Source organism: Aeromonas australiensis (genome assembly GCF_000819725.1).
Classification (GTDB): Bacteria; Pseudomonadota; Gammaproteobacteria; order Enterobacterales; family Aeromonadaceae; genus Aeromonas; species Aeromonas australiensis.
This window is the reverse complement of the sequence record NZ_CDDH01000062.1, coordinates 98,917-120,882: the sequence shown is the minus strand read 5'-3', so window position 1 is coordinate 120,882 and position 21,966 is coordinate 98,917. Positions and strand designations below refer to the sequence as shown.

19 protein-coding genes are annotated in these 21,966 nt (G+C 58.2%); 14 read left to right on the top strand and 5 right to left on the bottom strand.

The annotated features are described in order from the left end of the window. Window positions 1-11 precede the first annotated feature (11 nt). Both BN1117_RS10180 and BN1117_RS10175 read left to right on the top strand, forming a co-directional pair. Window positions 12-1,283, top strand: coding sequence for a YeaH/YhbH family protein (locus tag BN1117_RS10180; protein WP_040097052.1), 1,272 nt, complete (start codon window positions 12-14; stop codon window positions 1,281-1,283). Window positions 1,284-1,292: 9 nt separating this feature from the next. Further along, on the top strand, window positions 1,293-2,813 hold the full coding sequence (locus tag BN1117_RS10175; protein ID WP_040097050.1) for a SpoVR family protein: 1,521 nt from the start codon (window positions 1,293-1,295) through the stop codon (window positions 2,811-2,813). 178 nt (window positions 2,814-2,991) lie between these two features. On the opposite strand, the gene fadJ is transcribed toward BN1117_RS10175, so the two are convergent. Both fadJ and fadI read right to left on the bottom strand, forming a co-directional pair. Further along, window positions 2,992-5,139 (bottom strand): fatty acid oxidation complex subunit alpha FadJ, encoded by a 2,148-nt coding sequence (fadJ, locus tag BN1117_RS10170; RefSeq protein WP_040097246.1) that lies wholly within the window; start codon window positions 5,137-5,139, stop codon window positions 2,992-2,994. Further along, window positions 5,139-6,449 carry an acetyl-CoA C-acyltransferase FadI gene (fadI, locus tag BN1117_RS10165; protein WP_040097048.1) on the bottom strand — a complete coding sequence of 437 codons (1,311 nt, stop codon included), beginning with the start codon at window positions 6,447-6,449 and terminating at the stop codon, window positions 5,139-5,141. Before fadI ends, fadJ begins: the two co-directional genes overlap by 1 nt. Window positions 6,450-6,631: 182 nt before the next feature. Between fadI and BN1117_RS10160 the strand changes: the two genes are divergently transcribed. The 11 genes from BN1117_RS10160 to BN1117_RS10110 all read left to right on the top strand — a co-directional run bounded on the left by BN1117_RS10160 (window position 6,632) and on the right by BN1117_RS10110 (window position 18,896). Beyond that, window positions 6,632-7,582: an AAA family ATPase gene (locus BN1117_RS10160; protein WP_040097046.1), complete on the top strand. Its 951-nt coding sequence runs from the start codon at window positions 6,632-6,634 to the stop codon at window positions 7,580-7,582. Then, entirely contained in the window at window positions 7,573-8,475 is a 903-nt protein-coding gene (locus BN1117_RS10155) for a DUF58 domain-containing protein (RefSeq protein ID WP_040097045.1), read from the top strand. Before BN1117_RS10160 ends, BN1117_RS10155 begins: the two co-directional genes overlap by 10 nt. Next, the gene (locus tag BN1117_RS10150; RefSeq protein ID WP_040097043.1) at window positions 8,460-8,999 is read left to right on the top strand and encodes a DUF4381 domain-containing protein; all 540 of its coding nucleotides are present in this window, start codon (window positions 8,460-8,462) and stop codon (window positions 8,997-8,999) included. Before BN1117_RS10155 ends, BN1117_RS10150 begins: the two co-directional genes overlap by 16 nt. After that, window positions 8,996-9,988 (top strand): VWA domain-containing protein, encoded by a 993-nt coding sequence (locus tag BN1117_RS10145; protein WP_040097042.1) that lies wholly within the window; start codon window positions 8,996-8,998, stop codon window positions 9,986-9,988. Before BN1117_RS10150 ends, BN1117_RS10145 begins: the two co-directional genes overlap by 4 nt. After that, window positions 9,979-11,427 carry a VWA domain-containing protein gene (locus BN1117_RS10140; RefSeq protein WP_040097040.1) on the top strand — a complete coding sequence of 483 codons (1,449 nt, stop codon included), beginning with the start codon at window positions 9,979-9,981 and terminating at the stop codon, window positions 11,425-11,427. Before BN1117_RS10145 ends, BN1117_RS10140 begins: the two co-directional genes overlap by 10 nt. A 20-nt stretch (window positions 11,428-11,447) precedes the next feature. After that, entirely contained in the window at window positions 11,448-12,959 is a 1,512-nt protein-coding gene (locus BN1117_RS10135) for a BatD family protein (RefSeq protein ID WP_052441486.1), read from the top strand. A 13-nt stretch (window positions 12,960-12,972) separates the two neighbouring features. Then, entirely contained in the window at window positions 12,973-13,572 is a 600-nt protein-coding gene (locus tag BN1117_RS10130; RefSeq protein WP_040097036.1) for a sigma-70 family RNA polymerase sigma factor, read from the top strand. Beyond that, the gene (locus BN1117_RS10125; RefSeq protein WP_040097034.1) at window positions 13,565-14,338 is read left to right on the top strand and encodes a DUF3379 family protein; all 774 of its coding nucleotides are present in this window, start codon (window positions 13,565-13,567) and stop codon (window positions 14,336-14,338) included. The genes BN1117_RS10130 and BN1117_RS10125 overlap by 8 nt, the downstream gene beginning before the upstream one ends. A 387-nt stretch (window positions 14,339-14,725) precedes the next feature. Then, window positions 14,726-16,045: an outer membrane protein transport protein gene (locus BN1117_RS10120; protein ID WP_040097032.1), complete on the top strand. Its 1,320-nt coding sequence runs from the start codon at window positions 14,726-14,728 to the stop codon at window positions 16,043-16,045. A 251-nt stretch (window positions 16,046-16,296) separates the two neighbouring features. Continuing rightward, a complete protein-coding gene (locus tag BN1117_RS10115) occupies window positions 16,297-17,556 on the top strand; it encodes an outer membrane protein transport protein (RefSeq protein ID WP_040097030.1) in 1,260 nt (419 codons plus the stop codon). A 116-nt stretch (window positions 17,557-17,672) separates the two neighbouring features. Next, the gene (locus tag BN1117_RS10110; protein WP_040097028.1) at window positions 17,673-18,896 is read left to right on the top strand and encodes an EAL and HDOD domain-containing protein; all 1,224 of its coding nucleotides are present in this window, start codon (window positions 17,673-17,675) and stop codon (window positions 18,894-18,896) included. Here the strand turns inward: BN1117_RS10110 and BN1117_RS10105 are convergent. After that, the gene (locus tag BN1117_RS10105) at window positions 18,893-20,068 is read right to left on the bottom strand and encodes a thiolase family protein (RefSeq protein WP_040097026.1); all 1,176 of its coding nucleotides are present in this window, start codon (window positions 20,066-20,068) and stop codon (window positions 18,893-18,895) included. The two genes, BN1117_RS10110 and BN1117_RS10105, sit on opposite strands and share 4 nt — an antisense overlap. Before the next feature lie 121 nt (window positions 20,069-20,189). On the opposite strand from BN1117_RS10105, the gene BN1117_RS10100 reads away from it, so the two are divergent. Further along, complete coding sequence (locus BN1117_RS10100; protein WP_040097024.1) at window positions 20,190-20,582, top strand: MerR family transcriptional regulator; 393 nt, start codon at window positions 20,190-20,192, stop codon at window positions 20,580-20,582. A gap of 105 nt (window positions 20,583-20,687) precedes the next feature. On the opposite strand, the gene rplY is transcribed toward BN1117_RS10100, so the two are convergent. Then, window positions 20,688-20,975 (bottom strand): 50S ribosomal protein L25, encoded by a 288-nt coding sequence (gene rplY, locus BN1117_RS10095; protein ID WP_040097023.1) that lies wholly within the window; start codon window positions 20,973-20,975, stop codon window positions 20,688-20,690. A gap of 116 nt (window positions 20,976-21,091) precedes the next feature. Next, window positions 21,092-21,937 (bottom strand): hypothetical protein, encoded by an 846-nt coding sequence (locus BN1117_RS10090; RefSeq protein ID WP_040097021.1) that lies wholly within the window; start codon window positions 21,935-21,937, stop codon window positions 21,092-21,094. Between the last annotated feature and the right edge of the window lie 29 nt (window positions 21,938-21,966).

The window sequence follows — 21,966 nt, the reverse complement described above, 5'->3', positions numbered from 1 at the left end:
AAGGGGGAGTTATGGCGCATTTTATCGACCGCAGGCTCAACGGCAAAAACAAAAGCGCTGTCAATCGGCAGCGCTTCATCCGCCGCTACAAGAAGCAGATAAAACAAGCGGTCTCGGATGCTGTCTCCAAGCGCAGCATTCAGGACGTAGACAAGGGCGAGAGCATCAGCATCCCGACCAAGGATATCGGCGAGCCCCATTTTCATCAGGGGCACGGCGGTAAACGGGAGATGGTGCATCCCGGCAATGATCAGTTCGTCTCCGGTGACAAGATTGACCGCCCCAAAGGAGGGGGCGGCGGCCAGGGTTCCGGCGAGGGACAAGCATCCAATCAGGGTGAAGGGGCCGATGATTTCGTGTTCCAGATCTCCAAGGATGAGTATCTCGATCTGCTGTTTGAAGATCTGGAGCTGCCCAGGCTGCAGAAAACCCAGCTCAATCAGCTGATGGAGGTGAAAACCTACCGTGCGGGCTACACCTCCAACGGGGTGCCCGCCAACATCAACGTGGTGCGTTCCCTGCAAAATTCGCTGGCGCGGCGCATGGCGCTGCAAGCAGGCAAGAAACGCCAACTGCATGAACTGGAAGAGCGGCTGGCCCTTCTGGCCGCCGATCCTAACGAACACTTTGCCGAAATTGCCCTGCTCGAGAAGGAGATCAGGGAGCTGAAACGACGGATCGATGCGGTGCCATTTATTGACACCTTCGATCTCAAATTCAACAACTTCGTCAAGCGGCCCGTCCCCTCCAGTCAAGCTGTGATGTTCTGTCTGATGGACGTCTCGGGCTCCATGGATCAGGCCACCAAGGAGATGGCCAAGCGTTTCTATATCCTGCTCTATCTGTTTCTGAGCCGGACTTACAAGAATGTAGAGGTGGTCTATATCCGCCACCACACCCAGGCCAAGGAAGTGGACGAGCACGAGTTCTTCTACTCCCAGGAGACAGGCGGCACCATTGTCTCCAGTGCGCTCAAAATGATGAATGAGATCATCAACGAGCGTTACCCGGCCAACCAGTGGAACATCTATGCGGCGCAGGCATCGGACGGTGACAACTGGGCAGATGACTCACCGCAGTGCCGGGAGATCCTGATTCGGGACATCATGCCAAGGGTGCGGTACTACTCCTATATCGAGATCACTACCCGTGCCCACCAGACCCTGTGGCACGAATATGAGTCGGTAGCCAGCCAGTTCCCCCACTTTGCGATGGAACATATTCGCAAGGTCGAGGATATCTATCCGGTGTTCCGCGAGCTGTTCAAGAAACAAGCGGCGTGAGGAGGTCACATGATCGAAACTGAAAAACGTGTAGCGCCACTGGATGACGGACCAGACTGGAACTTTAATCTGCTGGAGAGCTACCACCAGGAGATCGCCCGGGTCGCCCGTTTCTACAAGCTGGACACCTACCCCAACCAGATCGAGGTGATCACCGCCGAGCAGATGATGGATGCCTACTCCAGCGTCGGCATGCCCATCGGCTATCAACACTGGTCGTTCGGCAAGCGCTTTATCCACACCGAGCGCAACTACAAGCGCGGCCAGATGGGGCTGGCCTACGAGATCGTCATCAATTCCGATCCCTGCATTGCCTACCTGATGGAGGAGAACACCATGCCGATGCAGGCGCTGGTGATGGCCCACGCCTGCTACGGTCACAACTCCTTCTTCAAGAACAACTACCTGTTCAAGGCATGGACCGATGCCTCCTCCATCATCGACTACCTGCTGTTTGCCAAAAAATACATCACCGAGTGTGAAGAGAAGCACGGTATCGAGGCGGTGGAGCAGTTGCTCGACTCCTGCCATGCCCTGATGAACTTCGGGGTCGATCGCTACAAACGCCCCCAGAAGATCTCGATGGCTGAGGAGAAGCGGCGTCAGAAGGCGCGGGAAGATTATCTGCAGACTCAGGTCAACGAGCTGTGGCGTACCCTGCCCAAACAGCATAAAGCCGCGGGGGTAGAGGACAGGCGCTACCCCGCCGAACCTCAGGAGAACATTCTCTACTTTATCGAGAAGAATGCCCCCCTGCTGGAGCCCTGGCAGCGGGAAGTGGTACGCATAGTGCGCAAGATCAGCCAGTATTTCTATCCACAAAAGCAGACCCAGGTGATGAACGAGGGGTGGGCCACCTTCTGGCACTACACCATCCTCAACCACCTCTATGACGAGGGCAAGCTGAGCGATCGCTTTATGATGGAGGTGCTGCACAGCCACACCAACGTGGTCTATCAACCGGCCTACAACAGTCGCTACTACTCGGGGATCAACCCCTATGCACTGGGGTTTGCCATGTTTACCGACTTGCGCCGCATCTGTGAGGATCCGACCGAGGAAGATAGATACTGGTTCCCCGACTATGCCGGCAGTAACTGGGTCGAAACCCTCCACTTTGCCATGCAGAACTTCAAGGACGAGAGCTTTATCAGCCAGTTCCTCAGTCCCAAGGTGATGCGGGATATGAAGCTGTTCGCCATTGATGACGACGATCTGAAGAACTATCTGAAGGTCTCCGCCATCCACAATGACGAGGGGTACCGTCAGGTGCGCAATACCCTGTCGGCCCAGTACAACCTGAGCAATCTGGAACCCAATATTCAGGTCTACAACGTCGCCGTGAAGGGGGATCGCTCCCTCACCCTGCGCTATGTGCCCCACAACCGCATCCCCCTTGGTGACTCACGCCATGAGGTGCTCAAGCACCTCCATCAGCTGTGGGGGTTCGACGTGGTACTGGAGCAGGATAACGGCGAGCTGCCGCCCGATATCATCGGCCGCTGCCCGGAGCGAAAATCGGGTATCTGACTCGTTATTTCATATCTCGACGACCCACTTCGGTGGGTCGTTTTTTTGGTTCATTTCGGCCTTCATTGCTACCAACATCATCTGTGCCCAAAGCAAACCATCCGAGCACACCACAACATAAAAAGAGGCCCGCATGGGGTGCGGGCCTCTTGATCTTGTGGTTAATCGGCAGCGGGTATCAATAAAAGGTCTGCTGCTCTGCGGCCATCGCCTTGAGACGGGCACAGGGGGCAAACCGATCGCCATGGCGCTTCTGGTAATACTCCAGACGGCCAACCAGATGATCAATCCCGAGGGTGTCCATATAGCGGAACGGACCGCCAAGGAAAGGCGGGAAACCGATGCCGAAGATGGCCCCGATATCGCCATCACGGGCCGAGGCCACCACACCGCTATCCAGCGCCATGGCCGCTTCGTTGAGCATCAGCAGCACGCAACGCTCGGCGATCTCCTGCCGGGCCAGCTTGGCAGACGGCTTGATACCGAGCACGCCATAGACGCTCTCGTCCACCGTCTTCTTGCCCTCTTTGCCAGTCAGCTTGTTGCGCGGTGCCGCCTTGCCGTAGAGGTAGAAGCCCTTGCCGTTCTTGCGTCCCTTGCGATCGTCTTGCAATAGCTTGTCGAATGCCTTGGGCGCCTGGAACTGCTCGCCGCCCAGCTCTTTTTCGAGGATGGGAGAGATCTTGGCGCCAACATCGATCCCCACCTCGTCGAGCAAGGTGATGGGGCCAACCGGGAAGCCAAAGTCCAGTAGTGCGCTATCCAGCACCTCCACCGGCTCCCCTTCCAACACCAGTCGCGCCGCTTCATTCATGTAGGGGGCAAGGATGCGGTTGACGTAGAAACCGGCTTCGTCCTTCACCACGATAGGGGTTTTGCCCTGAGCACGGGCAAAGGCCAGGGTGGTGGCGACCGTCTCGGCACTGGTGCCCGCATGGGGGATGATCTCCGCAAGCGGCATCTTGTCCACCGGGCTGAAGTAGTGCAGCCCCACGACTCGCTCCGGATGCGCCGCCTCTGCCGCAATCTGGTTGATGGGCAGGGAGGAGGTGTTGGAGGCAAACACTGTGTGTTCACCGCACTCACGCTCCACGTCTTTCACCATCTGGTGTTTGAGCGCAAGATCTTCAAACACCGCTTCAACCACCATGTCGACCCGGTGGAAACCGGAGTAGTCGAGGGTGCCGGTCAGCAGGTTCATCTGCTTTTCCAGCTCGCTGCGCAGAATATGACGGCGCTTGAGCTTCTTGGCCAGAATGTCGTAGCTGTAGCGCATGGCATTACCGATCCCGGCGCTAGCCACATCCTTGATCCGCACCGGCACCCCCGCCTTGGTGGCGGTGACGAACGCGATGCCACCGCCCATCAGACCACCGCCCAGCACAGCGGCATATGCCACCTTGCGCGGCTCGGCCCCCTGATAGGTGACCTCTTTCTTCATCTCGGTGGTGGCAAAGAAGATGGACCGCAGCGCCGCAGACTCGGCAGTCATCACCAGCTCGCCGAAGTGGCGGGATTCAGCGGCCAAACCGGCCTGCATCCCCTCCTCCACCCCGATGCGCACAACGTCCAGGATCCGCTCTGGCGCCGGGTAGTTGCCACGGGTCTTGGCTTTCACCCCCTTGCTGGCCTGATCAAACAGCACCTTGCGACCCAGCTTGTTGGTCTCCAGTACCTTGCCCTGCAGATCCCGCTTCAACTGATGGCGGGGTTTGCCCTTCTTGGCCAGCTTGATAGCGGCATCCAGCAGAATGGAGGGCGGCACCACATCGTCCACCAGCCCCAATTTCTTGGCTTGTTTGGCCCGCACCTGCTTGCCGGTCAGCATCAGATCAAGCGCCTTGGCCACCCCGATAAGGCGCGGCAGACGCTGGGTACCGCCAGAGCCTGGCAGCAAACCGAGCTGAACTTCCGGCAATCCCAGCACAGATTTGCCGTGATCGGTCACCACCCGACCATGACAGGCCAGCGCCAGCTCCAGCCCGCCACCGAGGCAGGGGCCGTGGATGGCGGCGATCACCGGAATGGTCAAGGATTCGATCTCGGCAAAGATCTCCTGCCCTTCCCGCGACAGGGTCTCGGCATCCTTGGCACTGGTGCAGGCGGCCAGCATGGTGATATCAGCACCGGCGATGAAGGAGTCCTTCTTGCCGGAGGTGATCACCAGACCGATCAAATCCTTGTTGCGTTTCACTTCGGCCAACACGGTGCGGATCTCCTCCACAAAGGCAGCCTTGAGGGTATTCATGCTCTCGCCCGGCACATCCATGGTGAGGATGCCGATGCCATCTTTGCGAACATCCAGGGAAAAAGTCTTAGCGCTCATCATTCAACCTCCAACACCATAGCCACGCCCAATCCACCCGCCGCACAGGCGGTGTTGAGCCCCAATCCCCCGCCGCGACGACGCAGCTCGTGCAGAGTCTGGGTGATCATCCGCGCACCGGTCGCGGCAAAGGGGTGGCCATAGGCCAGCGAACCACCGAGGACGTTGAACTTCTCCATGTCCACCTCGCCGATGGCCTGATCGCGTCCCAGCTTGTCGCGGGCAAACTCGTGGCTGGCAAACATCTTGAGGTTGGCCAGAGTCTGGGCGGCAAAGGCTTCGTGCATGTCGATCAGGGTCAGATCGCCGAGGGTGATACCGGCACGATCCAGCGCCAGCGGGGTGGCGTAGGATGGGCCCATCAGCATGTCCTGCCACACATCGATGGCCGAGAAGGCGAAGCTGCGGATATAGCCAAGCGGCTCGAGACCCAGCTCCTTCGCCCGACCTTCCCGCATCAGCAACACGGCGGCGGCGCCGTCGGTGAGCGGGGTGGCGTTCGCCGCAGTGACTGTGCCATGGACCCGGTCAAACACCGGCTTGAGCTTGGCGTAACTCGCCAGATCCGAGCTTTCACGGATATTGTTGTCCCGCTCCAGCGGTGACTTGTAAGGCGGTACATGGGCGGTAAACACCTCGCCGCTGAGCTTGCCATCGGCCCAGGCCTGCGCCGCCAGGGTGTGGGAGCGATGCGCCAGCGCATCTTGCGCCTCGCGGCTGATCTGGTGGCTCTTGGCCATCTGCTCGGCGGTCTGCCCCATGGAGAGGCCAGTCGAATACTCGGCCACAGCAGGCGGCACCGGCAGCAGATCCTTGACCCGCAGCTGACGCAGAATGTTGAAGCGCTGCTGCAGATTGCGCGCCTTGTTGAGATCCACCAAAGCGCGGGCCAGCTTCTTGCTCACTCCGATAGGCAGTACGGAGGAGGAGTCAGCACCGCCAGCGATGGCGATGTCTACGGTACCGGCCATGATGGATTCGGTGACGTTGGCCACCGCCTGAAAGCTGGTGGCGCAGGCGCGGGAGACACTATAGGCATCGGTATTAACGCTCATGCCGGTACCGAGCACGATCTCGCGAGCAATGTTGGGTGCTTCCGGCATCTGAACCACCTGACCAAACACCAGCTGGTCGATAAGCGTGGGATCGAGATCGGTACGGGCGAGCATCTCGCTCACCACCAGTTTGCCGAGATCGACTGCAGGCACGCCATGAAAGGCGGTAGCCTGCTTGGCAAAGGGGGTACGCAGCCCCGCCACGACGGCAATCCGTTCGCCCTGGCGAGTCGTCAGTTTCAATGGCTGTTTCATCCTGGCTCCTTGGTTTAAAAGGCAGAGGTCTGACCTCATTGCGCCACATCTTAACAATCCAATCACAAGTTTCATACAGCTGATTGAAACTAAATTAAGCACGGCAAGCCCCCTTTGCTCGCCCTTGGGGAGCAACTGGAGTATAAAAAGATCAACTTCCATAAAAACAACGGGTTTATCGCATGGCAGCGGCCGAGTTCAGCGCACTTAGGGACTATCTTGGCAGTCAGATTTTGGGGCAGGAGGAGCTAATAGAAGGGCTCCTGATCGCCCTGTTATGTGAAGGACATGTGTTAATCGAAGGGGCCCCCGGCCTTGCCAAAACCCGCGCCGTCAAGGCGCTCGCTGGCGCCGTCGAAGGGCGTTTTGCCCGTATCCAGTTTACTCCCGACCTGCTTCCCGCCGATCTCACCGGCAGCGAGGTGTTTCACCCGCAGGATGCCAGCTTTGTATTCCAGCCCGGCCCCCTCTTCAATCATCTGGTGCTGGCGGACGAGATCAACCGGGCACCGGCCAAAGTACAATCGGCGCTGCTAGAAGCCATGGCCGAGCACCAGATCACCGTGGGCAAAAAGAGCTGGCGACTGCCGCCTCTCTTTATGGTGGCCGCCACCCAAAACCCCATCGAGCAGGAGGGGACCTATCCCCTGCCGGAGGCCCAGCTAGACCGCTTTCTGCTCAAGCTGATGGTGGATTACCCAAGCCCCACCATGGAGCTCGCCATCTTGCAGCTCAACGCCAGCGGCGAACAGCTTGGCGCAGCGCCAGTGACCCTCAGTCAGACCAGCTTGCAACGTGCCCGCAGCGACGTGCTGGCGGTCACCATGCAAAGCCGACTGGAGCACTATCTGGTGGAGCTTGTCTGCGCCACCCGCCCGGGCAGCGGCCTTTGCCCTGCCCTTGAGCCATTGATTGCCGTGGGGGCCAGCCCCCGCGCCACGCTGGGGCTGGCTCGATCCGCCCGTGCTCGTGCCTGGCTTGCCGGGCGTGACTATGTGCTGCCGGAAGATATCCAGTTGCAAGCCTATCCGGTGCTGCGCCACCGCCTTATTCCCAGCTATCAGGCGCTGGCCGACAATCTGGATAATGACATCCTGATCGCCCAACTGCTGGATCAGGTACCATGCCCCTAGATCCCTGCCTGCACCCCGACATCGCTCTGTCGCTGCCGCGGCTGCTCAATATCCGGCTATGGGCAAAAGCCCGAGGCCGGCCGAGAACAGGCAAAAGCAGCAGCGAACGCGGCAAACCGGGCCGCTCCCCCGGACTCACGTTTCGGGAGCTGCGCGCCTATCAGGCCGGTGACGAGGTACGCCATATCGACTGGCGGGTGACGGCCCGCCTCGGTCGCCCCTATACCCGGCTCTATAGTGAGGAGCTGGATCAGGCGCACTGGCTGCTGCTCGATCTCTCTCCTGCCATGTATTTCGGCTCTACACTGCAGCTCAAGGCACGGCTGGGATGCGAGCTGGCGGCCGCCCTGATCTGGCAAGGGGAGAAGCAGCACAATACCCTGATCTGCCACGGGCTTATCTCCCATCACCAGAGCCAGCGCGGCAGCGTGCTGCCCCTGCTCGAATCCCTCTGCCATCACTATCAGCAAGGGCTGGCCCGCCGGGCGCTTTCTCACTCGCTGGCCGACACCTTGTCCGGCGTGAAGCTGCCTCACGGCGCCAAGCTGACGATCATCACCGATCACAGACCCTGCGAGTCGGCGCTCTGTCAGCAATTGCAACTGCTCTCCCGCCGCCACGATATTCACTATTGGCAGATCCGCGACCCCCTCGAAGCGACCCTACCCCCTAATGGCCAGCTGCCGGTGGCCATCGACCGGCCAGGGCAGCACTATCAGGGCTGGCTGGATGGGGGCCATGCCGGTTTCTCCCGTCGCTACCAGCAAGCCGCCGAACAGCAGTTGGCCCACAGCAAGCAGCAGCTGTTGCCGCTGGTGCAGCGCCTCTATCTGCTCGATAACAGCCAGACGCTACAACAGCAGTGGCAGGAGGGGTTATGTCATCAGGGATGATCCCCTCTGCCGAGCTCAACAGCGCCAGCACCACCTCAGAGACCATCACCCCACAGCTGCTCGCCCTGATGCGCGACATCCACCCGGGGCCGGACCTGATTGAACAGAGCCTGGACCCCAGAGTGCAGGCGCTATTGTGGCTCCTGATCGCCAGTTTTCTTCTGCTTCTGATCGTCCTAGTGGCCCGCAGAGTAATGCGTTACCGCCACTGGTGTCGCCAGCTGGAGGGAGATCCGACGCTATTGGTGGCGCGTATACAGGAGGCCCTGCGTCATGAAGCAGTGCAACGCTGGCCCGAGGCGCGCCAGCTGCAGGGAGAGGCGTGGCTCGCCTTTGTCGACCGTCACGGCAGCAGTGATTTTGGCCAATTCGCCCCTCATTGGAGCCGTTGGCTCTATGGCAACCAGAGCCCGAGCCGCGCGCAGAGCGAACGGTTGCAGCAGGCTTATCGGCGCTGGGGTCAAACCCTCTTCTTACGCCGCTCCCCCCGCTCAAGGGACAAAGCCGCGCGGAGGCATCCATGATCCTGGCCTGGCCCTGGTTTGCCCTGGCCCTGGCGCTGCCCTTGCTGGTGTGTTTCGCCTTGCCGCCCCTGCGCCAGGGTCATCTGGCTCACCCCGGGTTTGCGTTGCTGCGTCCTCATGCTGGATTACCGCTCTGGCGCGCCATGCTGCTCTGGTGTGCCCTTATCCTCGCCCTCTGCCGCCCCCAGTGGTGGGGAGAACCGGTTATCCGCTATGAAGGGGGGCGGGATCTGCTGCTGGCGGTAGACCTGTCAGACAGCATGCGCACCCCTGATATGCTCGATAACGGCGAGCAGCAAGCACGGCTGACAGCGGTGCGCCAGCAGATCAAGGCGCTGATCGCCAAACGGGCCGGAGACAGGGTGGGCCTCATCGTCTTTGCCGATCACGCCTATCTGCTCTCTCCCCTCACTCAGGAGATCCCGGCGCTACTGACCTTGAGCGACGAGCTCGATTTTGATCTGGTCGGCCGAACCACCGCCCTTGGCGAAGCCATCCAGCTGGCACGTCAGCATGGGGATCCGGGTCGCCCCACCGCCCTGCTGCTGGTCACTGATGGTCGCAATACCGCAGGCAACGCTGACCCACTGCAGGAGGCCAAACTCGCCACGGCGCAAGGCATACGGATCTATACGCTGGGGGTCGGGGCCGATCCCGATACCTTTATCCAACCCTATGATGAGGCAGGCAGCGGTCAGGCCGATCCCAGCAGCGAACTGGACGAGCCGCTCCTGAAAGAGCTGGCCCAGACAGGCCAAGGGCGTTACTTTCGGGCGCGAACCCAGAGCGATCTCGATGCCATCAACGCGGCTCTCAATGCCCTTGAACCGGCCCCCATGCCCGTAGCCCATTATCAACCGGTGATCGAGCTCTACCCCTGGCCGCTGGCTCTGCTGGGTGGCTTGCTGCTGCTGCCGGCAGGGCGTGGCAAGCTGGAGTTGCGTATGGTGCGTAGCTGGCTGGCACGAGGCGCACGCAGATGGAGCTGATCTTGCTGCGCCCCCTGTGGCTGATCGCACTCATCCCCTGGCTCTGGCAAGGATGGCACCGCCGTCGCCAGCCCCCGCTGCTCGCACCTGCGATGCAGGCTTATCTGCTGCCAACATCCCCCCCTCAGCGTCCCTGGCTCTGGTTGGCTACCCTGCCCGTGATTTTGGCCCTGAGCGGGCCGGCACTGCGCAGTGAATTACAACAGCAGCCTGCGGCGCCACTCGATATCTGGCTACTGGACTTGTCACGCTCAATGAGCGCCACCGACCTCAAACCGGATCGGGCGACCCGGGTCAGATGGCAGTTGCAACAATTGCTGAGCCGCGCCAAGGGCGAGCGCATTGCCCTGATCGTCTATGCCGGTGATGCCTACCTCGCCATGCCACCAAGCCGGGATCATCAGGCCCTTTCGCTGCTGCTGCCCGACTTGCGCCCTGCGATCATGCCGCTGCAGGGTAGCAACCCGGCACGGGCCGTTGAGCTTGCCATCAAGCTGCTGAGCCCAGGTGAGCAAGCGCGATTGCTACTCATCACCGACGACCTCACTACCAACCAGATGGCCCAAATCGCTACTCTGTGGCCCTGCCAACAGCGCCTGCTTTGCCGCGATAACCCGTCGGCACGCCTCGATATTTTGCTCGCCAACAGCGGTCAACCGGCCCCCATGCCCACCATCCCGGCCAATGAGCTGGGTTTTGCCACCCGGGTGCCTGCACAGTTGCCCGCTCCCGATAGTCAGGCCATTGCCGCGCTGGCCAATCGCCTCGGCGGTGAGCTGCAGTGGCTTGGCAACGACCCGCCCCGCTTTGCACCACTCCCTACCACTACCTCGGCCCTCACCCCGGCACCACAGGATCTTGGCCCCTGGTTGCTGATCCCCTTGTTACCACTGGCCTTGCTGGCCAGAGTCGGCGCCCGGCTGATAATGGCGCTGATGGTGGGAGCTCAGCTGCTTGTACCGCAAGATCTGCAAGCAACAGAGAGGGGGGACCTGCAAGCGATGCAGGCTTATCAAGAGGGGGATTTTCAGCGGGCGGCCCGCACCTTTAACGATCCGGTCTGGCGCGGCAACGCCTGGTATCGGGCCGGAGCCTACCGGCAAGCCATCACAACCTATCAGGAAGCAACGAGCGCCACTGCCCACTACAACCGCGGCAATGCCCTGCTGCAACTGGGGGAGCTTGCGGCCGCCAAAGAGGCCTATCTGGCCGCTCTGGCGCTTGAACCCGGCCATGAAGATGCGCTCTATAACCTCTCACTGTTACAGGGAGGAGCGGCCGCTGCTCTCGACACCAGCAGCAAACAGCCCGAACCAGCGGCTGCTCAGCAGGCGACGGCAATGCCCTTGCCACCCTCTCCCCCGGTGTTGCTGCTGGAGCAGCGTCTGCGCAAAGAGGCGCTGCGCCGGGATCTGATCAAGGTGGAGTCCCCCTGGTGAGGTGGGCAGGATGGGGACTGTTGCTCGCACTGGTGAGTCCACTTGGCTGGGCCCTCCCTCCTCGCGCAGAGCTACTGCCGGGGACGGACCCCGGCGATTGGCTGCTGATCATCGAAGCGGATGGCGAGCGCCAGAGCAGTGAACTGGAGATCACCCCCCTACTGCGCCAATTTGCCGTGGGCAGAGTGACCATGAGCCGGGTCAACACCCCGGTACAACAACTGACTCGCTGGCAGATCCCTTTGCACCAGAGCAATTCACCCGCAGCTACCGAGGTGGTGATTGCCCCGCTCAAGCTGGGAAATGAGTTCACCCCCTCACTCACCCTGCCATCGAGAGCAACGCAAACAGCGGCGCTGCCACAACCCCCTGCCCCCTCGCCCCTCGAGATGCAAGCCAGCCTTGATCATCAGGGCCCGCTCTATCCTGGCCAACCGGTGATCTACCGGCTGACCCTTTGGCTGCCCACCAGCATGCAAAACCCGGCGCTGAGCGAGCTTAGTTCTGCCCACTTCACCATCCGTCGCCTCGGTAGCGACGAGTGGATCGCCCCCGCTCAGGCGGGTCTGCCCGGCAGGCTCACCCGCAGCTGGCTTATTCAAGCAAACGCGCCGGGACTCTGGCACCTCGAGTCGCCCCGCTTGCAGGGGCAGCTCACGCAGCAAGGGGGCCAGCCGCAAAGGCTCTCGGCCCGCGCGGCACCACTCGAGGTTCGGGTGGACAAGGCCCCCGCCACACCGGTGGCCACCCGGCTGACCCTGAGCCAACGGCTTGAACCGGCCACCACGGGGGAAGTGGGTGAACCGCTGATCCGGATCCTCACCCTGACCATGGAAAACGGTGACAGCGGCCAGATCCAGCTTGCCCCACTGATGGTCCATCAACTGCCCGCAGGGGTGCAGGCCCATCCCGATGGCGAGCAACAACAGGAGCGTTACCGCGACGGCAAACTGCTGTTTGAGCGACAATGGCGCCAGACCCTAGTCGCGGAGCAGAGCGGCGACTATCTGCTCCCTCCCATTGACCTGCCCTGGTTTAATACTCAAAGTGGCCGGATTGAGCAGGCCAGCCTGCCCGCCATCTCGTTGACGTTTCAGAGAGCGACAAATCGACAACCTGATAAGCAGCCATCGCAGATGGCACTGCAAGAGAGCCTTTGGTGGGTCGTGCTGGCCCTGGCGCTACGAGCGCTATGGCGCCACAGCCCCCGCTGGCGCGCCTTCTATCGACTGCAACGCACCCTTGGCCAACACCAGCCGGACGCCAGCCGCAAGGCACTGATCCAGTGGGCGACCTTACGCTGGCAAGTCTCCTATTATCAATTAGGCCAGTTGCCTGACGCTCGGCATAATCGGGTCAACAACGCGCTCACCGCACTCGAGCGAGCCTGTTTTGCACGGCCCTCTTCTGGCCCGCCCATCGAGTGGCGCGCTCTGGCGCGTTCCCTCAGGGCAGATGAAACCGCCGGTATTGCACACCTGATTTACCTGCTGGCGCAGGGGAGTTCCCACCCCCACCACCACGCCCCCTGACAAGGATTGCCCTATGGCACTGCTTTTTTTTAGAAAAAAACGGGCTCAGCCGCATATTGGCGGAAATGATCCGGCCACTTCGCCGGTCTCTGATCCCATGGCTGACAAACAAACCAAATTTGAAGCACTGGTTCATGCGCTGCATGGCGATCTCTACCGGTATGCCTACTGGCTGACCCGGGATCCCAACGTGGCGGAAGATCTGGTGCAAGAGACCTTCCTGCGAGCATGGAAGGCGATTGACACCCTGCTGGACGACAAGGCGGCCAAGGGGTGGCTTATCACCATCCTCAGGCGCGAAAACGCCCGTCGCTTCGAACGCAAGCAACTTGAACTGGTTGATCTCGATGATCACCCGCAGGCCCACCCAGACGCCCTGCACAGTGAAGAAGAGATGGAAAACGAGTGGTTACGCCGCCATATTGCCAGACTACCCGATGAGTATCAGGAGCCACTGCTGCTGCAAGTCGTGGGAGGCTTTAGTGGTGAAGAGATCGCCGAGATGCTCGGTCTTAACAAAAACACCGTCATGACCCGACTGTTTCGTGCTCGTAACCAGATCAAAGAAACATTGGAACAGAAAAAACCAGCAAGAGGACACGGACATGGATGAACTCGAGTTTCGCCGCAACGCCATGATCCAGCCTGACGATCAGCAACCCGACTTTCTGTCGGCAGCCAATGCCAGCCAGAATAATCAACACTATCTGGAAGAGATGAAGCGGCTCGACCGTGCGCTGCACAAAGCCATGGCGGTAGAGGTACCAGCCGGGCTGGCCGAACGGATCCTGCTGCGCCAGGCACTCTATCAGGATGATTCTCCATCATCTGGTGAACCACATGCCACTGCGGCCAACACGCCTGTTCCTTCTTCATCCGGAACCTCATGGAGCCAACTTGCTATGGCTGCATCAGTGGCATTCTTGCTCGGCATGAGTACACGCTGGCTCACGCTGCCCACAGAGAGCAGCACACCACCTTCCCTCGCCCAGATCGCCATGGCTCACGTCTATGAAGAGGCACCATTCATCGCGGGAATCGATGAAGGGGTCAATCTGCACAATATCAATAGCAAAATGGAGAAGTATGGCGCGACCATGAGTGGCATGGATGGGCTAAAGGTCACCTATGTGAATCACTGCGCTTTTTACCAAGGGCCAGCACTGCACATGGTCATCGAAGGTGAAATGGGGCCCGTCACCCTGTTTCTGGTCCCCAAACATGTTCCCCTGAGCGTGCAACCCCGATTTGAAGATGGCACGCTCAAAGGTGAGATAGTGCCATTAAAAGGGGCCAACATGGTACTGATTGGTCAGATGAAAGAGTCTCTCGAACCCGTCTCTGCACGGCTCAAAGCCAAGTTACACTGGTCTATTTAACAACTGCGCCACCACACACCGACCCCGCCATCTGGCTTGCTTGATGGCGGTTTTCTATCTGTTCCCCTCTTGTTCCCCGCAAATTCCGATAAATATCACAAAATAGACAAAAAAAATTTTGTGAGCCAGATCGTCCTTTTTGACTAAAAAATCGCCTCAAGCTGCTGAAACTGATGAATTAAACATCTAGTTAAAACAAATGATTAACACATTGATCACTTTTATGTATTCTGCTGTCACTGGTCTGATTTCTTACCTCCTACCAGACCCATAGAATCACGCCAGTAATGATTGGGAAGAAGCTGAAATAAAAACGGATTTTGTCGGGGTTTGCATGGAACGTGCAGCCAATATCGGCAAAAAAATCTGCCTACAAGAGAGAAAACCATGACGACAACTATTTTCAAGAAGAGCCTGATTGCCGCCACCATCGCGCTGGCCACCGGTCAAGTCCATGCCGCGGCATTCCAGTTGAACGAGCACTCCGCCTCCGGTCTGGGTCGCGCCTATGCCGGTGAAGCGGCTATCGCTGACAACGCCTCCGTACTGGCCCGTAACCCGGCTGCCATGACCACCTTTGACAAGATGGCGGTTGCTGTCTCCGGCACCTATATCAAACCGGATGTGGATGTAGATGGTGCGATGAAATCCCCGATTCCACTCCCGAGTCTCAATGGCCCTGCAAGCGAAGAAGGCATTGCGCCAGCAGCATTCGTACCTGCCTCCTATTTTATTCAACCATTGAATGACCAGTGGGCATGGGGCCTGGCCCTTTTCTCCAACTACGGTCTCGCAACCGAGTACTCTAAAACAAACCCTGCTGGGGCTGGTGCCGGTGATACCTCACTGATCACCGTGAACCTCAACCCCAATGTTGCCTATAAAGTTAACGAACAGTTCAGTATCGGTGCCGGTATTAATGCGGTTTATGCAAAAGCGGAACTGAATCGATACGCCGGTGGTCTAGCACCGGCTCTTTCTCTCCCCCTCCAGATGGGTGGGACAGGGATCAAACACAATGCTGATACCAAAATTGCCAGTCTGAAAGGTGATACTTGGGGCTTTGGCTGGAACGTCGGCACTCTCTATGAAGTTAATGAGAACAATCGCTTCGCCCTTACTTATCGCTCACAAGTAGACCTCAGCTTTGATGGTGACTTTAATGGCACAGCTTCGGGTTACCAAACCGTTGACGGCAACCTGAAGCTCGATTTGCCTGCTCAAGCTGAATTTGCCGGTTACCACCGTCTAAACCAGCAGTTTGCCGTTCACTACTCCGTTAACTGGACTGACTGGAGCGCCTTCCAGGAACTGAAAGCGACGAGTGGTGCCTGTAATGACGGAACGCCTGGTCAGTGTTTACAAAAAGACGAGAAATTCAAAGATTCGATGCGTTATGCCATCGGCGGCACCTGGTATATCAACCCGGCTTGGGAAGCGCGTCTGGGCTTCGCCTATGATAAGTCTCCGATTGAAGCCGAATACCGTAGTCTGAGTATCCCTGACTCTGACCGTATCTGGTATAGCGCCGGCGCCACCTACCACCTCAATCAGGATATGAGCCTGGACTTCGGTCTGACCTATATCGATGGCAAGAAGGTAAATGTCGATGAAGGGATCCCTAAGCACGATAGCCCCACTCGCTGGCAAGGAACCTCCCATGGTGATGCCTATCTGGCATCTGTTGGCTTCAATATGAAGTTCTGATGATTGATAAATGAAAAGAGCGCCGGCAGGCGCTCTTTTTTTATCCACAAAAACCATTTCGGCGCACACATGTAGCACACATGTGTTTATTTTTCTTTTTTAATCAAACTATTAGACCGTACCATCTCAGCATTAAATCTTGTTTTATCCAGCCCCCTGCCATTCTCGTTGCCTTACTGGTCAGACCATATAAAATCCTGCCTCCAATCACATAACCTATTGAACCTTCGGGTAACAGCAAGGATTTTGCCATGCATCCCATCATCAAACCGTCTGCCATCGCTCTGCTGATCTTGGCTAATCAAGCCCACGCCGCAGGCTATCAGTTAGCCGAGCAGTCTGCCACTGGCCTTGGCCGCGCCTTTGCCGGTGAAGCAGCCATTGCGGACAATGCTGCAGTAGTGGGCCGCAATCCCGGCGCTATCACCCGTTTTCGTAGCCCAACCCTTTCTGGCGGTGTGATTTATCTGAAGCCAGATGTCAATATCGAGGGTCAGGTGCACGACATGTTCGGCCCCCAGAGCGCCAGTGCAAACGATATCGCGGATGATGCCTGGATCCCCAACCTCTATTTCATTGCGCCGATTAACGAGCGTCTGAGCATGGGGCTATCTGCCACCTCTCACTATGGCTTGGGGATCGAGATGCCCCAGGGTTATCACGCCGGTCATTTCGGTAATGTGTCTGACATCAGAACCGTCGATTTGGGGAGTGCGCTGGCTTATCGCGTCAGCGACATGCTCTCCATTGGGGTGGGGCTCTCTCTCATTCAGGGAGAAGGGGAAGTGGGCGGCACCTATCCGACAACCCTCACCAATGGTCAAAGCGTCATTGCCAAGCATGTTAAAGGTGATGGCCGCGAACTGGGCTGGAACACAGGTATTCTGTTGACCCCTAGCGAGCAGACCCGGATAGGCCTCTCCTACCGCAATGGTGTCGATCTGAAGCTCAAGGGAGATGCCACTCTGAGTAAGCCGGTGGCGCCGGGTAAATTTGTAAGCATCAGCGATCAAGGCAATCTGGTGCTGCCGCTGCCCGCGACAGCTGAGCTGGCGGTATTCCAGCAGATAAACGATAAACTGGCGATCCATAGCAGCATCAACTGGACCGACTGGAGCAAGTTTACAGCGTTGACGGCCAATCTCGATCACCTCGGTACCCTGCCCATTAAAGAAGAGCACTGGGAAGATAGCTGGCGCTATGCTCTGGGGATGACCTATCAACTGAATGCCAAATGGCAACTTCGCTCCGGTCTCGCCTATGATCAGAGCCCGGTGCCTGCAGCCAATCGCACTATCTCGATCCCCGATGCAGATCGGTTTTGGTACAGCCTGGGGATGGGGTATCAGTTCACCCCCGACCTGACTGTGGATCTGGGGCTGACCCTGCTCGATGGCAAGAAAGTAGAGGTGCATGAAAGCTTCACCCAAGGCAGCTATCAATCCCGCTTTGATGGTACCTCCGAAGGGGATGCCTGGCTGGCTGGCGCACAATTGAGCTATCTCTTCTAAATTCCTTTCCCACAGAAAAACACTATGCCAATTACTGCCTTACCGAACAGGACCAAAACTGGCATAGTGTTCTGCAACACCATAAAATCAACCCAGTACCCATACTGGAGCAAGGCATGTATTCCTACGTAGCCAGACAGCCTATCCTCGACAGAGATCTCAATACCCACGCCTATGAGCTGCTCTTTCGCGATAGTCTGAATAATGTCTTCCCGAGTATCTCCTCCCAACAGGCGACGTCTCGCCTGGTGGTCGAACAGTTCCTGCAACAAAATATCGATCAGCTGCTGGGGGGCCGCCCCTGCTTTATCAATTTCCCCCACTCACTGCTGCTGGAGGGATTGGCAGAGTGTCTGCCGCCCGAAAAGGTAGTTATTGAAATTCTGGAGGATGCAGCACCGGACGATGCACTGCTGGAGAAGGTCAAACAGCTCCATAGACTGGGCTATACGCTGGCGCTTGATGATTTCACCATGTCGCCGGATTGGGAGCGCTTCCTACCCTTTATCCATATCATCAAGTTTGACCTGCGAGCGACATCACTTTTTCAGATCAAGGTGTTTATCAAGCGTCATCAAACGCTGGGACTTACTTATCTGGCAGAAAAAGTAGAAGACAAGGCGGAGTTCGAACGGGTAAAACAGCTGGGGATCCAGCTGTTCCAGGGCTTTTTCTTCAGCCGCCCAGAGATGGTCAAACAAGCCACCATGGAGCCGGCTCAGGTTGTGGTAATGCAGTTACTCAATGTGGTCAATGAGGCAGAACCGGATATCAACAAGATTGAGCAGCTACTCAGCCAGGATATCTCTCTGTCCGTCAAGTTGCTGCGTTATGTCAATCACCTAAAAGGCCATGCAAATCCAATCTCTTCGTTTCGCCAAGCGGCCATCTATCTGGGCAACACTCAGCTAAAGCGCTTTGTCTCGCTGGTGGCCGCGACCAGCGCGGGCAAGGGCAAGAGCGCCGAACTTTACCAGATGTCGATGGTTCGCGCCCGCTTCTGCGAGCTACTGGCCCACGCCCATACCCCGACTCAACAAGCACAACAAGCCTTTATCACCGGCCTCTTCTCCCTGCTGGATGTCCTGATGGAGCAACCGATGGACAAACTGCTCGGTACAATTCCCCTGATTGACGATATCCACGAAGCCCTGCTCGAGCGCAAGGGCAATCTGGGTTTCTATCTCGCGTTTTGTGAAGATTACGAGAATGCCAACTGGTCACAGGTGACGGCCAGAACAGCACACCTTGGCTTGAATGAGGACAAGGTGAGCCATCTTTATCTTGCGGCAACGACCTGGGTGAATGAGCAGCTGCAAGCGATGGACGCTACCGATTAATTCGCTTCATGGTTCACCTCGACTGCGATGGCGGTCGCCTCACCGCCTCCGATACAGAGCGCGGCCACGCCTCGCCGTAAACCCCGCTGCTGCAGCGTAGCAATCAGCGTCACCAGAATACGTGCACCACTCGCCCCCAGCGGATGACCGAGCGCACATGCCCCACCATGCACATTGACCTTGTGATGAGGAATGCCGACCCCGCTCATGGCCAGCATGGTAACCATGGCAAAAGCTTCGTTGATCTCAAACAGATCGACCTCTTCCACCGACCATGCCAGACGCGCCAGCAACCGTGAAATGGCGCCAATGGGCGCAGAGGTAAATTCGGCGGGCAATGCCGCGTGGCTCTGATAACCGACGATCCGTGCCAGCACGGGTACCTGCCAGGCTTGCGCCGTGGCGCCATCCATCAATATCAGCGCCGCCGCACCGTCCGAGATAGAGCTCGAATTGGCTGCCGTAATGGTGCCCTCCTTGCCAAACGCTGGCTTCAGGGTAGGGATCTTCTCCGGTCTGCCCTTGCCGGGCTGCTCGTCTTCGGCCAGCAACAAGCGCTCACCGCGATAGACGCTTGTCAGTTCGGACACAAACGCACCGGCTTGCTGCGCATCGCGGGCACGCTGCAACGACGCAAGAGCAAACTCATCCATGGCAGTGCGGGTCAAACCGGCCAGCTCGGCGCTGCGCTGGGCATGTACTCCCATCAGCTGGCCATCATAGGCATCTTGCAAACCATCGAGGAAGAGGTGGTCCAGCACCTTTTGATGCCCCATCCGAAAGCCACTGCGGGCGTTATCCAGCAGATAGGGGGCACGGCTCATGCTCTCCATCCCTCCCGCTACCACCACCCTATTGTCACCAAGGCGGATGGTATCCGCCGCCAACATCACTGCTTTCATGCCGGAGCCGCACACCTTGTTGACCGTAGTGGCAGGCACCCTGTCTGGCAGCCCCGCTTTCAACATGGCCTGTCGAGCAGGTGCTTGCCCCACGCCTGCCGCCAGCACATTGCCCATAAATACTTCATCGACCTGCTCCGGACGCAGCCCGCTTTGCTGCAGTGCCGCCTCGATGGCACAAGCTCCCAACTCAGGCGCAGTCACCTCTGCCAATGCCCCCTGAAACGCCCCCATCGGCGTCCGTTTTGCCGCCACAATTGCAATATCCATTTGCCTGCCTCTTTTGTTACATGGCCATAACATAGGGGTTCTGACGCGATGGAACAAGAGTTGCAGTGCAGTTTACGTTTAGGTAAGGTGCAGACAGGATTTAGTTCGCCAAGAAGTCTGTATGAACAACAAGGATGAAAGACGGCGCTTCAGCATCAGTGAGCTGGCCCGGGAATTTGATATTACGACGCGCAGTATCCGTTTCTACGAGGATCAGGGGTTGCTCAATCCCGCCAGAGAGGGGCAGACTCGCATTTATAGCAAGCAGGATCGGGTTCGCCTCAAGCTCACCCTGCGCGGCAAGCGGCTTGGATTCAGCCTCGCCGAGATCCGCGAGCTGTTTGACCTCTATGATGCTGACAAGAGTAGCCGTACTCAGCTGCAGACCATGCTGGGACTGGTTGAGGAGAAACGGGAGACGCTACAACAGCAGATGGAAGATATCAGGATGGTGCTGCTGGAGCTGGATGCTGCCGAGCAGCGCTGCCAACATGCACTGAGCCAGCTGGGATAACCCCTGTCATCGCTGATCAGGTAACCTTTTCAGCCAGCTCACAAGATATCAAATAGCAAAAAGCCACTCCGGAGAGTGGCTTTTCTTCGACCTGACGGTTCGCGATTAAACGCGAACGAAGTCCAGGTGGATCAGCTTGTAACGTACCGGGTGACGCTGGATAGCTTTCACTTTTACGTTAACTTCTTCACCGTTGATAACCAGAGTCAGGACAGACTCATAGAATTCCGGCTTCTCTTGAGCCAGAACCATTTTCTTGTGGTCAACAGTGATGGACAGGGCTTCTTTGCCTGCACCGTAAACGATGGCAGGAACTTGGTCAGCGTGACGCAGGCGGCGGCTCGCACCTTTCCCCAGGTCAGAACGGACTTCAGCTTGGAATACGAAAGACATAATATGTATCTCTTTTGGATGAATTTATGGTGCTAACTGCGACCGGTCAGCACCTCGCAAAACGAGCGCGAATACTACCACGGGCCAAATTCGGATACAAGGCAGCGACTCTGCATTTAGCGCCCTTGCTCCAGCAGAGCAAATTGCAGCTGACGCTGGGCCGGACTCAGGGCATCGAACTGCGCCAGGGTCTCGGCACGCGGGCAGTAGAGACCATCCCCCGTTCTGACCCGGATACTCTTGCCAAGCTGCGGTTGATTCTCTGCCACCATCGCCAGTAAATAGCTGTAGGTATCAACCCCCTTGGCACTGGATAGCTGATGGGCAATACGCCACAGCGTCTCCCCCGCGCTAACCTGATGACACACCATTTTTGACCCGCCAGCAGCCGGGGGCGCAAGGGTGAACGCGGCATTATTCTCGTCAGAGGATAACGCTGCCGAGCCGTTGGCAAGTCGCTCCCCGGCCATCCCCGCGGTACCAATTGTCATGTCCAGCTGAACCAGCAAAGGCTCACGGTCAACGGACGTAAATCGGTTCACCCCGTCAAGCCCTCTTTGGGGAATGCGAAACTCGGCAATAAAGGGCGTGATGGACGGTAAATGATCAACAGGCAAACCACTTCCCTGCAGCCCTATCGCAACATCCTGGCCAGGAGAGACACCATAAGCCATTTCGTCAATGCGCTTGAGTCTGGCCAGATAGGCCTTGGAGAGCTCGGCCTCCCCCTCGAACAGATCAAAGGGTGGCACCAACCGGGCAGGAAAGAGGATCTGCCAGCGACCATGCTGCTGCTTCTGGGCCAGTGGCGGAAACTGATTACCACGCCAGGCCACAAACATGGCTGGCGGGGTACGCGCCAGTGGGTAATATTCCGGGTTCAATTGTACCCAGGTTTGTTCGGCGATGGGGTGATAACCACTGATCATCACTTGCGCCACACTCAACCAAATCCCCAGCATCCTTGCCTCCCTGACTTGCGGTTGGAAGG